Genomic DNA, 13,230 nt, shown 5'->3' with positions numbered 1-13,230 from the left:
TATTCTCGCTCTAGTCGATTGGGCGCTTAACCGAAGAAGCTCTGGCCATTCTTGGCCATTTCACGCAGCTTCGCGGTCGGGTGGTACAGCGGGCCCAAATCAGCGTATTTGTCAGCCAGGGCAACGAACTCGGCCACACCGATCGAATCGATGTAGCGCAGTGCACCACCACGGAATGGAGGGAAACCAATACCGTACACCAGGCCCATATCGGCTTCGGCGGCGGTTTCGACGATGCCGTCTTCCAGGCAACGTACGGTTTCCAGGCACAGGGCGATCATCATCCAGTTGATGATGTCCTCGTCCGACACCTCACGCTGTTCGTAGATGACCGGAGCGAGCACTTCGTGCACCGACGGGTCGGCGACTTTCTTCTGCTTGCCCTTCTTGTCGGCCTCGTAGGCGTAGAAGCCCTTGCCGTTCTTCTGGCCCAGGCGCTTGGCCTCGTACAGCGCGTCGATCGCCGAGCGGCGGTCGTCTTTCATGCGGTCCGGGAAGCCCTCAGCCATCACGTCGCGGCCGTGGTGGCCGGTGTCGATGCCGACCACGTCCATCAGGTACGCCGGGCCCATGGGCCAGCCGAATTTCTCCATGACCTTGTCGATGCGCACGAAGTCCACACCGGCACTGACCAACTTGGCGAAACCGCCGAAGTAGGGGAACAGCACGCGGTTGACCAAAAAGCCCGGGCAGTCGTTGACCACGATCGGGTTCTTGCCCATTTTCTTGGCGTAGGCAACGGTGGTGGCAACGGCCAGCTCGCTGGACTTCTCGCCACGGATCACTTCCACCAGTGGCATCATGTGCACCGGGTTGAAGAAGTGCATGCCGACGAAGTTTTCCGGACGTTTGAGGGCCTTGGCCAGCAGCGAAATGGAAATGGTCGAGGTGTTGGAGGCCAGGATAGTGTCGTCTTTGACCTGGGCTTCCACTTCAGCCAATACCGCCTGCTTGACCTTCGGGTTCTCGACTACCGCTTCGACCACCAGGTCGACGTGGCCGAAATCGCCGTAGGACAGCGTAGGACGAATGCCATTGAGCACTTCAGCCATTTTTGCAGCGGTCATGCGACCTTTATCAACGCGGCCCACCAGCAGCTTGGCGGCTTCGGCCAGGCCCTGCTCGATACCGTGCTCGTTGATGTCTTTCATCAGGATCGGCGTGCCTTTGGACGCCGACTGATAGGCGATACCGCCGCCCATGATACCGGCGCCGAGTACGGCAGCCTGTTTCACGTCCTTGGCAATTTCGTCGTAGGCCTTGGCCTTTTTCTTCAGTTCCTGATCGTTCAGGAACAGGCCGATCAGGCTCTGGGCCGCCGAGGTTTTCGCCAGTTTGACGAAGCCTGCCGCTTCCACTTCCAGGGCTTTGTCGCGACCGAAGTTCGCGGCCTTCTGGATGGTCTTGATCGCTTCAACCGGGGCCGGGTAGTTCGGGCCGGCCTGGCCTGCCACGAAACCTTTGGCGGTTTCGAACGACATCATCTGTTCGATAGCGTTGAGCTTGAGTTTTTCCAGCTTCGGCTGACGCTTGGCCTTGTAGTCAAATTCGCCGCTGATGGCGCCCTTGATCAGGTTCAGCGCGGCTTCGGCCAGTTTGTCCGGAGCCACCACTGCGTCGACGGCACCGACCTTCAGTGCGTCCTCGGCCTTGTTTTCCTTACCGGCGGCGATCCATTCGATCGCATTGTCGGCACCGATCAGGCGCGGCAGGCGCACGGTACCGCCGAAGCCCGGGTAGATGCCCAGTTTGACTTCCGGCAGGCCGATCTTGGCGGTCGCGGACATGACACGGAAATCCGCTGCCAGGCACATTTCCAGGCCGCCACCCAACGCAATGCCATTGATCGCGGCAACGGTCGGCACGTTGAGGTCTTCGAAATCGCTGAAGATCTTGTTGGCTTCGAGGTTGCCAGCCACCAGCTCGGCATCGGGCAGCTTGAAGTTGTCGACGAATTCGGTGATGTCAGCGCCGACGATAAACACGTCCTTGCCGCTGGAGACGATCACGCCCTTGACCGAAGCATCTGCTTTGATGGTGTCTACGGCCTGACGCAGTTCGTTCAGGGTTAGACGGTTGAACTTGTTGACGGACTCACCCTTGAGGTCGAATTTCAATTCGACGATGCCACTTTCAAGAGCCTTAACCGTGATGGCTTTACCTTCGTAAATCATCAACTGATCTCCACGATATGGAAGCTGAACAGTACACACCGGACGCTGGCCTCTGGTTTGACGTTGATAGTCGCATCAATGCTCAAACCCATCCGCCAGGCACACCCGCCAGTGCGATAGTCGGGGTTATGTCTGAGCTGCCTGTAGGACAAACGCTCAATTCATACGCCCGTTTGATTTGGGTACGCCACCTTCATCCAATTCCGGGCAATTGTCAATCGCTCCAAAGGCTAGGTAAAACGCGACTTTCCAGTCATTTCAGAACCAGGCCCACAGGCAGGCAACCCGTCAATATTCAAATATTCACAAGATCAATAATAGAAAAGATGTGGGAAGCGGCTGTACAGAAAGGGATATACGGCTAGGCTAGCGGGAACTTGCAGATTTACCGGCCTGCCTGGCCACCTCCAGCCCGATGATGAAGTCGGGCTTTTTATTGCCCGATCTCTGTAGGAGCGAGCTTGCTCGGTCCTACAAACGCGGGGTCAGGCCAGAGCCTTGAGCAGCGCATCGATGTCTTTCAGCACGCTCGCGTCGCCCTTCTCGCCCCAATACAACGCGATCATTTGCTTGTCCGCTTCAATTTTGTAGACGTTCGCCGGCAGCGTCGCAAAATACGGCAACAACTTTTCATCCACACACTCTTCGCGCCATTGATTGACCCACACACCCGGCTCCAACTGCCAGTAACTCCAGATAGCCGGCGTGCTCCCACGCCGCGGTCGACAGTACTGCGCACAAGGGCTCGGCGGCTCTTGCTTGAGCCAGTGCGGCCATTCCTGGGGCGCCAACTGCATGGCCAGGCCGATGCGGCGTGCCTCCATGCGCAGGGCCATGCGCCCGCTCTGCCCACGCGACGGGCGCAGCCAGGCCAGGGGGCTTAAAACCACCGCAAGGATTGACACCACTATCCACACCGTCATATGTGTACTCCCGAATTTCTAGATGAGCGGATTTGACCTGACGCAACCCCATCCGCTTGAAAGCAGCCATACTGAACTTATTGCAGTCCCTTGGAGGAACGCCTCATGCCCTACAAACATATTCTGGTCGCTGTCGATCTGACCGAAGAGTGCGATCCGGTGATCAAGCGCGCGCAGGAATCCGCATTGGCCAATGGCGCCATACTGTCGCTGGTGCATATCGTCGAGCCCATGGCCATGGCCTTTGGCGGTGACGTACCGATGGACCTTTCCCAGTTGCAGCAACAACAATTCGACCAGGCCAAGGAGCGCCTGGACCGCTTGATTCTCAAATACCCGCACCTGAAAAAGGAAGACTGCCACCTGACATACGGCCAACCGCGTCAGGAAATCCACCACTTGGCCAAGGAAAAGGCCTGTGACCTGATCGTGGTCGGCAGCCACGGCCGTCATGGCCTGGCACTGTTGCTGGGCTCCACCGCCAATGATGTATTGCACGGCGCGCCTTGCGATGTACTGGCCGTCAAACTGGCAAAGAGTTCGTAAGACCGATGAAGGTCTAATGTGGGAGCTGGCTTGCCTGCGATAACAGCCTGTCAGTTGATGCATCAGGTGGCTGTTACACCGCTATCGCAGGCAAGCCAGCTCCCACAGTTGAATCGCATTTCATATTAAAAAGCCCGGCGCTCATAGAAGAGTGCCGGGCTTTTTTATTGCGGTGCGATTACTCAGGCATCCAGCTCGGCCCAACGCTCAACCAACGCTTCCAGCTCCTGGTTCAACGTCTCCAGGGAAGCGATGACCTTGGCGGTTTCAGCCGCGGGTCGCAGATAGAAACCGGCGTCAGCCATTTCAGCTTCGACCGCAGCAATCTGCTGTTCCTTGGCGTCGATCTCACCCGGCAAGGCTTCCAGCTCACGCTGCAGCTTGTAGCTGAGCTTCTTCTTGGCCGCGGGTGCAGCTTCCTGGGCCGGTGCAGCCTCTTGCACAGGAGTCACCACCGCCGAGGTCAGGTCGGCCTTGCCGGACTTGCTCTCGGTCACGCCCAGCAGACGTGGCGAACCACCCTGACGCAACCAGTCCTGGTAACCACCGACGTATTCGCGCACCTTGCCTTCGCCTTCGAAGACCAGAGTGCTGGTGACCACGTTGTCGAGGAATTCCCGGTCGTGGCTGACCATCAGCACAGTGCCGTTGAACGTCAGCAGCACTTCTTCGAGCAACTCAAGGGTTTCCACATCCAAGTCGTTGGTCGGTTCGTCGAGCACCAGCAGGTTGGCCGGCTTGCTGAACAGCTTGGCCAGCAGCAAACGCGCACGCTCACCACCAGACAAGGCCTTGACCGGCGTGCGCGCACGTTGCGGGCTGAACAGGAAGTCGCCCAGGTAGCTGAGTACGTGGCGGCTCTGGCCGTCGATGTCGATAAAGTCGCGACCTTCGGCGACGTTGTCGATCACGGTCTTTTCCAGGTCCAACTGGTGGCGCAACTGGTCAAAGTAGGCCACGTCGATGCGAGTGCCCTCTTCTACCTTGCCGCTGGTCGGTTGCAGACCGCTGAGCATCAGCTTGAGCAAGGTGGTCTTGCCGGTACCGTTGGCGCCCAGCAGGCCGATACGATCGCCACGCTGCAGGACCATGGAGAAGTCCTTGATCAGGAACGGGCCGTCCGGGTGATGGAAGCTGACGTTCTCCAGCACCATTACCTGCTTGCCCGACTTGTCGGCGGTGTCCAGCTGGATATTGGCCTTGCCGGTACGCTCGCGGCGCTCACTGCGCTCCACGCGCAAGGCTTTCAAGGCACGCACGCGGCCTTCGTTACGGGTGCGACGGGCCTTGATGCCCTGGCGGATCCAGACTTCTTCCTGGGCCAGCTTTTTGTCAAACAGCGCGTTGGCGGTTTCTTCGGCAGCCAGGGCGGCTTCCTTGTGCACCAGGAAGCTGGCGTAGTCGCCGTTCCAGTCGATCAGGCCGCCACGGTCCAGCTCGAGGATGCGCGTGGCCAGGCTCTGCAGGAAAGCACGGTCGTGCGTGATAAACAGCACGGCGCCCTGGAAGTCCTTGATGGCTTCTTCAAGCCAGGCGATGGCGCCGATGTCCAGGTGGTTGGTCGGTTCGTCGAGCAACAGCAGGTCCGGCTCGGACACCAGGGCCTGGGCCAGCAGCACACGGCGACGCCAGCCGCCGGACAATTCGGCGAGGGTCTTGTCGGCCGGCAGTTGCAGGCGGCTCAGGGTGCTGTCCACCAGTTGCTGCAAGCGCCAGCCGTCACGGGCTTCGAGGTCTTGCTGGACGTGCATCAGCTTGTCCAGGTCTTCCTCGGTGACGCAGTTCTGCGCCAGGTGATGGTATTGCGCGAGCAACTCGCCGACGCCGTCCAGGCCTTCGGCAACCACGTCGAACACTGTCCGTCCGTCGGCCACCGGCAATTCCTGCGGCAATTCGCCGATCTTGAGGCCCGGGGCACGCCAGACAGAGCCGTCATCAGGCTTCTGGTCGCCTTTTACCAGCTTCATCATGCTGGACTTGCCGGTGCCGTTGCGGCCGATGATGCACACCCGCTCACCACGGGCGATCTGCCAGGACACCTTGTCCAACAACGGCATGGCGCCGAAAGCAAGGGACACATCGCTGAATTTGAGCAGGGTCATACGCTTCTCCAAAAACTGGGCGCGCATTCTACCTGACTTGAGGGTGGGATGCGGTCGGCATTTTCTCTATTGACACGTTCTGTAGGACATTTCCGGCGAACTTGAACGAACCAGACGGCAAAGCTTTCGCGGGCCGCTGGCAAAAGGCTAAGCTAGGGGCAATCAGTGTCGGCAGTGCCGGTGCTAGTCGTGATTTCTCTGCACGGACGTCTCATGCGCAGTCGCCTTTTCAACTTTTTATCTTGTCTGCTTCTTTCCGCCACTGCCGTTCAAACCGCCCAGGCGGTGGACCTCACCACCCAACGTCAGTATTACGATCAAGCCAAACGCGCCCTGGCCAAGGGCGACAGCGGCCCGTACATGCAATACAGCCAGGCCCTGGCCGACTACCCGCTCACGCCGTACCTGGCGTATGACGAGCTGACTGCACGCCTGAAAACCGCGAGCAACGAGGAAATCGAACAGTTCCTCGCCAAACACGGCGACCTGCCCCAGGCCAACTGGATGAAACTGCGTTGGCTGCGCTGGCTGGCCGAGCGTGGCGATTGGCAGACCTTTGAAAAGTACTACGACACCAAGCTCAATTTCGTCGAGCTGGACTGCCTGCATGGCCAGTACCAGCTCAGCCACAATCTGAAGGCTGAAGGCTACAAGACCGCTGAAAAGTTGTGGATGACCGGCAAATCCCAGCCCGCCGCCTGTGATGCCACCTTCGGCCAATGGGCCGCTGCCGGCCAACTGACCGAACAGAAGATTTGGGACCGCACCAAGCTCGCCGCCGAAGCCCGCAATTACGCGCTGGCCAACAGCCTGGTGAAGACCCTGCCAACCCTAGGCGCCCAAGGCCGCCTGATGGTGGATGTGGCGCAAAAGCCTGACATGCTCAGCGATCCGTCACGCTTCCTGCCGGCCACCGAGGCGATGTCTGACGCCGTCGGCCTGGGCCTGCGCCGCCTGGCCCGCCAGGATCCGGACAAGGCCATGGCCCTGCTCGACGGCTACGCCAGCAGCATGCACTTCTCCCGTGACGAAAAGGTGTCGATTGCCCGCGAGATTGGCCTGACCCTGGCCAAGCGCTTCGACCCACGTGCGCTGGACGTGATGACCAAGTACGACCCGGAACTGCGCGACAACACCGTGTCCGAATGGCGCCTGCGCCTGCTGTTGCGCCTGGCACGCTGGGAAGATGCCTACCAGTTGACCCGCAAACTCCCACAAGACCTGGCCACCACTAACCGCTGGCGCTACTGGCAGGCGCGCAGCCTGGAGCTGGCCGAACCGAAAAACCCGCAGGCCCTGGTGCTGTACAAAAACGTGGCCAAGGAACGGGACTTCTACGGTTTCCTTGCTGCTGACCGTTCCAAATCCCCTTACCAACTGAACAACAAGCCGCTGGTGATGAGCCAGGCATTGGTCAACAAGGTCCGCAATACCCCCGGGGTGCGCCGCGCCCTGGAGTTCTACGCCCGTGGCCAGATCGTGGACGGTCGCCGCGAGTGGTACCACGTCAGCCGGCACTTCAACCGTGACGAAATGGTCGCCCAGGCCAAGTTGGCCTACGACATGAAGTGGTACTTCCCGGCGATCCGTACCATCAGCCAGGCGCAGTACTGGGACGACCTGGACATCCGCTTCCCGATGGCGCACCGCGATACCCTGGTGCGCGAAGCCAAGGTGCGCGGCCTGCATTCAAGCTGGATATTTGCCATCACGCGTCAGGAAAGCGCGTTTATGGACGATGCCCGCTCCGGCGTTGGCGCCAGCGGCCTGATGCAACTGATGCCCGGCACCGCCAAGGAAACCGCACGCAAATTCAGCATCCCCCTGGCCTCCCCGGCCCAGGTGCTGGACCCGGATAAAAATATCCAGCTCGGCGCCGCCTACCTGAGCCAGGTGCACAGCCAGTTCAACGGCAACCGTGTGCTCGCTTCCGCCGCCTACAACGCCGGCCCCGGCCGCGTGCGCCAATGGCTGCGCGGTGCAGACCACCTGAGCTTCGATGTGTGGGTTGAAAGCATCCCGTTCGACAAAACCCGCCAGTATGTGCAGAACGTGCTGTCTTATTCGGTGATCTACGGGCAGAAGCTCAATTCGCCGCAGCCGCTGGTGGATTGGCATGAGCGGTACTTCGACGACCAGTAAGGCACTGAACCTGCTTCCAATGTGGGAGGGGGCTTGCTCCCGATAGCGGTGGGTCAGCAACAAAACTGCTGATTGACACTCTGCTATCGGGAGCAAGCCCCCTCTCACATTGGCATTTCTGCAATGCTTATGGCGCTAGTGATCTGCGCTGAACTGCAGCGCCGCCAACCGCGCATACAGTGGATTGCTCGCAATCAACTCCTGGTGCGTGCCCACCGCCACCAGTTTGCCCTGATCCATCACCGCTATTCGATCGGCATTCTTGACGGTCGCCAGACGGTGAGCGATCACCAGCGTGGTTCTTCCTTGCATCAATTGCGGCAGCGCTTGCTGGATCAGGTGCTCACTCTGCGCGTCGAGGGCGCTGGTGGCTTCGTCCAGCAGCAGGATCGGCGCGTCGACCAACAAGGCGCGGGCGATGGCCAGGCGTTGGCGCTGGCCGCCAGAGAGGCCCAGGCCACCGTCGCCGAGGTGGGTCTGGTAGCCCTCGGGCATTTGCAGGATGAAATCGTGGGCATGGGCGATGCGCGCAGCGGCTTCGACCTGGGCCATGGTGGCGGACGGGTTGCCGTAGCGAATGTTGTCCTCGACGCTGCCGAAAAACAGCGCCGGGCTCTGGGACACCAGTGCAAAGTGGCGACGCAGGTCCAGGGGGTCCAGCTCGGTCAGCGGGCGGCCTTCGAGCAGGATGCGCCCTTGCTGGGGATCGTAGAAGCGCAGCAGCAGGTCGAAGATTGTCGATTTACCCGCGCCTGATGGGCCTACCAGCGCCAGGGTTTCGCCGGGATTGATGGTCAGGTTCAAGCCATCAATGGCGTAACTGTCCGGCCGTGAGGGGTAGCAAAAGCGCAGATCTTGCAGCTCCATGCGGCCACTGACCCGCTGCGGCAAGCGTTCGCTGCCATCGGCCGGCGCCTGGATGTCGTTGCTCGACTGCAACAGCTCACCGATACGCTCGGCCGCACCGGCAGCGCGCTGCAACTCGCCGAGCACTTCGCTCAGAGTGCCAACCGCACTGCCGACTATCAGGCTATAGAACACAAACGCCGCCAGCTCACCGCCGGAAATGCGCCCGCTGATCACGTCCATGCCACCTACCCATAGCATCACGCCCACGGCGCCGAGCACCAGCATGATCACCAGGGTTATCAGCCAGGAGCGTTGCAGGATGCGTTTACGTGCGGTGGTGAACGCGTCCTCCACGGTAACAGCGAAACGCTGTTCGTCCTGCACCTGGTGGTTGTAGGCCTGCACCGTTTTGATCTGGCCCAAGGTCTCGGCGACATAGCTGCCGACGTCGGCAATACGATCCTGGCTCAGACGCGACAGGCTGCGCACCCGGCGCCCGAAGATCAGGATCGGCGCCAGTACCAGCGGCAGCGCCACCACCACGATGCTGGTGAGCTTGGGGTTGGTGATGAACAGCAACACGATGCCGCCGATGACCATCAGGGCGTTGCGCAGGAACAGCGACAGCGACGAGCCGATCACCGATTGCAGCAACGTGGTATCGGTGGTCAGCCGCGACTGGATCTCCGAGCTGCGGTTGTTCTCATAGAAGCCTGGGTGCAGGTAGATCAGGTGGTTGAACACTTGCCGGCGAATATCGGCCACCACGCGCTCGCCAATCCACGACACCAGGTAAAACCGCGTGAACGTACCCACAGCCAGGCCCAGCACCAGCACCATGAACAAGCCGATGGACTGGTTGAGCAAGTGCGGTGACTGGGTCATGAAACCCTGGTCGACCAGAAGGCGAATGCCCTGCCCCATGGACAAGGTGATGCCGGCGGTGACGATCAGCGCCAGCAAGGCGCCCAGGGCCTGCCAGCGGTAGGGCGCAATAAAGCGGCTGGCCAGGCGGATCGCACGGCGTTGACGGGTTGAGAGCATGGAAGGCACCACCAATGAGGAATCTGTACTTCAACATTGGGGGAACTTGCGCAAATAACAATGAGTCAGGTTAATTATGCCCGCCGATACAGGCCGCTAGAGGCTATCGGTCTAAGACTCATCTGGAAATATGTACCGGTTTCTGGTGGACTGGGTGTTCGAACCGATGAGCGTGCAAGGAGTTGTAACAGCGCGTTCATGCGGGGGATTTAAGATAGGTACACAACCTGATGAGGAGACAGGCCATGACCTTGCAAGATAGCAGCAACGCCAAGATTGAAGTGATCCGCCAGCAGCAGGTGTTGCCTTGCTCGTATATCGATGCCAAGGGCCGCGAGGTGCAGATTACCGAAGAGATGATCCAGCAAGCCTGCAGCGAGCTGGAACAGCGACTGGTCAAACCTGCCCAGCAAGGCTGAAGTGCCCACGCTCTTTCAAACCCGGCCCAGGTGGCCGGGTTTTTTATGGGTGTTTACAGCGTTTCAGCGCCCAGAGCCGAAACGATAGCCGACAGCGCCGTCGACTCGCCCTTGATGCGCACTTTCAGGCCATCTATCTCACGGCGCTGCGGGTAGTGCTTGCGCAGCAAATCGAAGGACTGGCGCTGCTCCTGCACGGTCCCCACCAGGCTGCGACGAAAATCTGCATCATCACGGCGCGGGTCGTACACGCTGCGGCACAGGGCCGCCAGTGCCCAGGCCGGATCGGTTGAAGCGTCCAGGTGGACTTCGTCCAGCCACGCTGCCGGCAATAAATCACTGAGCTGAACGCTCGGTTCGTGGCCCAGGTGCGCGCAAAATGCCTGGTAGATCTGCGCGGTGCCGCGCTGCTTGCCATCGAGGCTGTAGCCGGCGATATGCGGCGTGGCCAGCACGCACAGGTCAGCCAGGTCGACGTCCACTTGCGGCTCGCCTTCCCACACATCCAGCACCGATTGCAGGTCTTCGCGGGCCAGCAGCACCTCGCGCAGCGCGGCGTTGTCCACCACCGCGCCACGGCTGGCGTTGATCAGCCAGGTGCCGGGCTTGAGTTGCTCCAGGCGCTGGCGGTCGAATAAATGCCAGGTGGCGCCATTGCCGGACTTGATCAGCGGCGTGTGCAAGCTGATCACATCGCACTGCTCGATGATCTGTTGCAGGCTGACGTAGTCGCCGTCCTCGGCGATCTGGCGCGGCGGGTCGCACACCAGCACGTTCCAACCCAGGCCCTTGAGGACCTTGACCAGTCGCCCGCCCACCTCACCGGCACCGACGACACCGTAGTTGCGCGAGCCCAACTCGACGCCTTCGATTTCGGCCAGGGTGTGCAAGCTGCCGAGTACGTAATCCACAACCCCCCGCGCATTGCAGCCAGGCGCGCTGGCCCACTGGATCCCTGCCCGCTTGAAAAAGTCCAGGTCCAGATGGTCGGTGCCGATGGTGCAGGTGCCGACAAAGCGTACGTTGCTGCCTTCGAGCAGGGCACGGTTGACGTTGGTCACCGAGCGCACCAGCAGCACGTCGGCCTGCTCGACGGTAGCGCGGTCGATGGACCGCCCAGGCACGCGGCGAATCTCGCCAAACCCCTGGAAAAAGTCATCAAGCAGCGGAATATTTTCGTCGGCAACAATCAGCATGGCAGGCTCCTTTGGCGGATCAGCAGTGTACAGGCATGGGATTCAACTAACACAACAGATCCCTGTGGGGCTGCATTACAAATCAGCAACACAGGTTTTTTCCTGACCACTGCGTCAAAGCGTAGAATCCGCCGTCCTTGCGACTGCTTTTTTATTGGACACCTGTACGTGAACACTGCCACCGCTACCCTTTCCCGCCCAGCCCGCATCAGCCGGGAAGTGCGCGGCCTGCTGACGCTGGCCTTGCCGATCATGATCGGCCAATTGGCAACTACTGCGATGAGTTTTGTCGATGCGGTGATGGCCGGGCGTGTCAGCCCCCAGGACCTTGCGGCGGTCGGCCTGGGTAACTCGATCTGGATCCCGGTGTACCTGCTGATGACCGGCACCTTGCTGGCCACCACGCCGAAAGTGGCCGAGCGCTATGGCGCGGGAAAACTCACAGAGATCGGACCGTTGGTGCGCCAATCGTTGTGGTTGGCCGTGGTGGTCGGCCTCTGCGGCGCGGTGCTGTTGCTATGTGCCGAGCCGATCCTGCATGCGATGAAGGTCGAGCCCGACCTGATCGAGCCGTCCATGGGTTACCTGCACGGCATCGCCGCGGGGATGCCGGCAATTGCGCTGTATTACGTGCTGCGCTGCTTCAGTGATGGCCTGGGCCGTACGCGGCCGAGCATGGTCATGGGCCTGTGCGGCCTGGCGCTGAATATTCCGCTGAACTACATCTTCATCTACGGCCACTTCGGCGTACCGGCCATGGGCGGCGTGGGTTGCGGCTGGGCCACGGCCATTGCGATGTGGGTGATGATGCTCGGCCTGGCTGGCTGGACGCGCTGGGGCCCGGTGTACCAGAGCAGCGAACTGTTCAAGCGCTTTGACTGGCCGAAATGGGCGGTAATCAAGCGCATCCTGGGCATCGGCCTGCCGATTGGCGTAGCGATCTTCGCCGAGTCGAGCATATTCGCGGTGATTGCCCTGTTGCTTGGCAGCCTGGGCGCCACCGTGGTTTCCGGCCATCAGATCGCGTTGAATGTCAGTTCTTTGGTATTCATGATCCCCTACTCCCTGAGCATGGCCGTGACCGTGCGCGTCGGCCAGGCCCTGGGGCGTGGCGAACCGCGTGAAGCGCGCTTCGCCGCCGGGGTCGGCATGGGCACTGCACTGGCCTATGCGTGCCTGTCGTGCAGCCTGATGCTGGTGTTTCGTGAGCAGATCGCGGCGATCTACACGCCCGACCCGGTGGTCATCCACCTGGCGTCGATGCTGATTGTGTTCTCGGCGCTGTTCCAGTTCTCCGACTCGATTCAGGTCACTGCCGCCGGTGCTTTGCGCGGCTACCAGGACACCCGGGTGACCATGGTGCTGACCTTGTTCGCCTATTGGGGCGTGGGGCTGCCGGTGGGTTATGCCCTAGGGCTGACCGACTGGCTCGGCGAACCCAGCGGCCCAAGCGGTTTATGGCAAGGGCTGATCGTGGGTTTGAGCTGTGCGGCGGGGATGTTGCTGGTGCGCCTGGCGCGCAGTGCACGCCGGCGCATTCGGGCCGAAAAGGCGCTGGCTTAATCGGCTTTCTTGCGGATCCAGTACAGGTAGGTGCCAGCATCTTCCTGTTGATCCACCAGTTCGTGGTCAAGAAAAACGCAGAATTTGGGAATATCACGACGGGTCGACGGGTCGGTGGCGATCACCTTGAGCAAGCCGCCCGCCGGCAGGTCACGGATGTGCTGGTGCAGCATCATCACCGGCTCCGGGCAGTTGAGGCCGGTGGCGTCGAGGGTGCCGTCTACGGGTAAATCAACACTCATACTTCACTCCTGAAACAGGCCCGCTCTTAT

The 13,230-nt window shown here is 60.7% G+C and carries 10 protein-coding genes; 4 read left to right on the top strand and 6 right to left on the bottom strand.

Annotated elements, in window-relative coordinates:
* Positions 1–26: 26 nt before the first annotated feature.
* Positions 27–2,174 carry a fatty acid oxidation complex subunit alpha FadB gene (gene fadB, locus E4P00_RS01640; RefSeq protein ID WP_005786151.1) on the bottom strand — a complete coding sequence of 716 codons (2,148 nt, stop codon included), beginning with the start codon at positions 2,172–2,174 and terminating at the stop codon, positions 27–29.
* A gap of 485 nt (positions 2,175–2,659) precedes the next feature.
* Positions 2,660–3,097, bottom strand: coding sequence for a hypothetical protein (locus E4P00_RS01635; protein ID WP_148852352.1), 438 nt, complete (start codon positions 3,095–3,097; stop codon positions 2,660–2,662).
* Positions 3,098–3,202: 105 nt separating this feature from the next.
* On the opposite strand from E4P00_RS01635, the gene E4P00_RS01630 reads away from it, so the two are divergent.
* Positions 3,203–3,643 (top strand): universal stress protein, encoded by a 441-nt coding sequence (locus E4P00_RS01630; RefSeq protein ID WP_005786147.1) that lies wholly within the window; start codon positions 3,203–3,205, stop codon positions 3,641–3,643.
* Positions 3,644–3,825: 182 nt separating this feature from the next.
* Here E4P00_RS01630 and E4P00_RS01625 read toward each other — a convergent pair whose 3' ends face one another.
* Positions 3,826–5,745, bottom strand: coding sequence for an ATP-binding cassette domain-containing protein (locus E4P00_RS01625; protein WP_032877220.1), 1,920 nt, complete (start codon positions 5,743–5,745; stop codon positions 3,826–3,828).
* A 213-nt stretch (positions 5,746–5,958) separates the two neighbouring features.
* On the opposite strand from E4P00_RS01625, the gene E4P00_RS01620 reads away from it, so the two are divergent.
* Positions 5,959–7,887, top strand: a complete 1,929-nt coding sequence (locus tag E4P00_RS01620; protein ID WP_248130547.1) for a transglycosylase SLT domain-containing protein — start codon at positions 5,959–5,961, stop codon at positions 7,885–7,887.
* 135 nt (positions 7,888–8,022) lie between these two features.
* Here E4P00_RS01620 and E4P00_RS01615 read toward each other — a convergent pair whose 3' ends face one another.
* The gene (locus tag E4P00_RS01615) at positions 8,023–9,789 is read right to left on the bottom strand and encodes an ABC transporter transmembrane domain-containing protein (RefSeq protein ID WP_179119801.1); all 1,767 of its coding nucleotides are present in this window, start codon (positions 9,787–9,789) and stop codon (positions 8,023–8,025) included.
* A 236-nt stretch (positions 9,790–10,025) separates the two neighbouring features.
* On the opposite strand from E4P00_RS01615, the gene E4P00_RS01610 reads away from it, so the two are divergent.
* The gene (locus E4P00_RS01610) at positions 10,026–10,199 is read left to right on the top strand and encodes a PA1571 family protein (RefSeq protein WP_057013325.1); all 174 of its coding nucleotides are present in this window, start codon (positions 10,026–10,028) and stop codon (positions 10,197–10,199) included.
* 53 nt (positions 10,200–10,252) lie between these two features.
* Here E4P00_RS01610 and pdxB read toward each other — a convergent pair whose 3' ends face one another.
* On the bottom strand, positions 10,253–11,395 hold the full coding sequence (pdxB, locus tag E4P00_RS01605; RefSeq protein ID WP_248130546.1) for a 4-phosphoerythronate dehydrogenase PdxB: 1,143 nt from the start codon (positions 11,393–11,395) through the stop codon (positions 10,253–10,255).
* Positions 11,396–11,563: 168 nt separating this feature from the next.
* Between pdxB and E4P00_RS01600 the strand changes: the two genes are divergently transcribed.
* Complete coding sequence (locus E4P00_RS01600; RefSeq protein WP_032877223.1) at positions 11,564–12,958, top strand: MATE family efflux transporter; 1,395 nt, start codon at positions 11,564–11,566, stop codon at positions 12,956–12,958.
* On the opposite strand, the gene tusA is transcribed toward E4P00_RS01600, so the two are convergent.
* Positions 12,955–13,200, bottom strand: coding sequence for a sulfurtransferase TusA (tusA, locus tag E4P00_RS01595; RefSeq protein WP_032877224.1), 246 nt, complete (start codon positions 13,198–13,200; stop codon positions 12,955–12,957). The two genes, E4P00_RS01600 and tusA, sit on opposite strands and share 4 nt — an antisense overlap.
* Between the last annotated feature and the right edge of the window lie 30 nt (positions 13,201–13,230).

It is taken from the genome of Pseudomonas sp. B329, from assembly GCF_023127835.1.
In the GTDB taxonomy this organism is placed as follows: Bacteria; Pseudomonadota; Gammaproteobacteria; order Pseudomonadales; family Pseudomonadaceae; genus Aquipseudomonas; species Aquipseudomonas synxantha_A.
Note: the sequence above shows the minus strand (reverse complement) of the source record. Positions and strands in the feature narration are given on the sequence as shown.

Bases quoted from the DNA above. Each gene is read 5' to 3' on its own strand.
- E4P00_RS01630 (WP_005786147.1), top strand. From the start codon at position 3,203: ATGCCCTACAAACATATTCTGGTCGCTGTCGATCTGACCGAAGAGTGC.
- fadB (WP_005786151.1), bottom strand. From the start codon at position 2,174: ATGATTTACGAAGGTAAAGCCATCACGGTTAAGGCTCTTGAAAGTGGC.
- pdxB (WP_248130546.1), bottom strand. From the start codon at position 11,395: ATGCTGATTGTTGCCGACGAAAATATTCCGCTGCTTGATGACTTTTTC.
- E4P00_RS01635 (WP_148852352.1), bottom strand. From the start codon at position 3,097: ATGACGGTGTGGATAGTGGTGTCAATCCTTGCGGTGGTTTTAAGCCCC.
- E4P00_RS01625 (WP_032877220.1), bottom strand. From the start codon at position 5,745: ATGACCCTGCTCAAATTCAGCGATGTGTCCCTTGCTTTCGGCGCCATG.
- tusA (WP_032877224.1), bottom strand. From the start codon at position 13,200: ATGAGTGTTGATTTACCCGTAGACGGCACCCTCGACGCCACCGGCCTC.
- E4P00_RS01610 (WP_057013325.1), top strand. From the start codon at position 10,026: ATGACCTTGCAAGATAGCAGCAACGCCAAGATTGAAGTGATCCGCCAG.
- E4P00_RS01620 (WP_248130547.1), top strand. From the start codon at position 5,959: ATGCGCAGTCGCCTTTTCAACTTTTTATCTTGTCTGCTTCTTTCCGCC.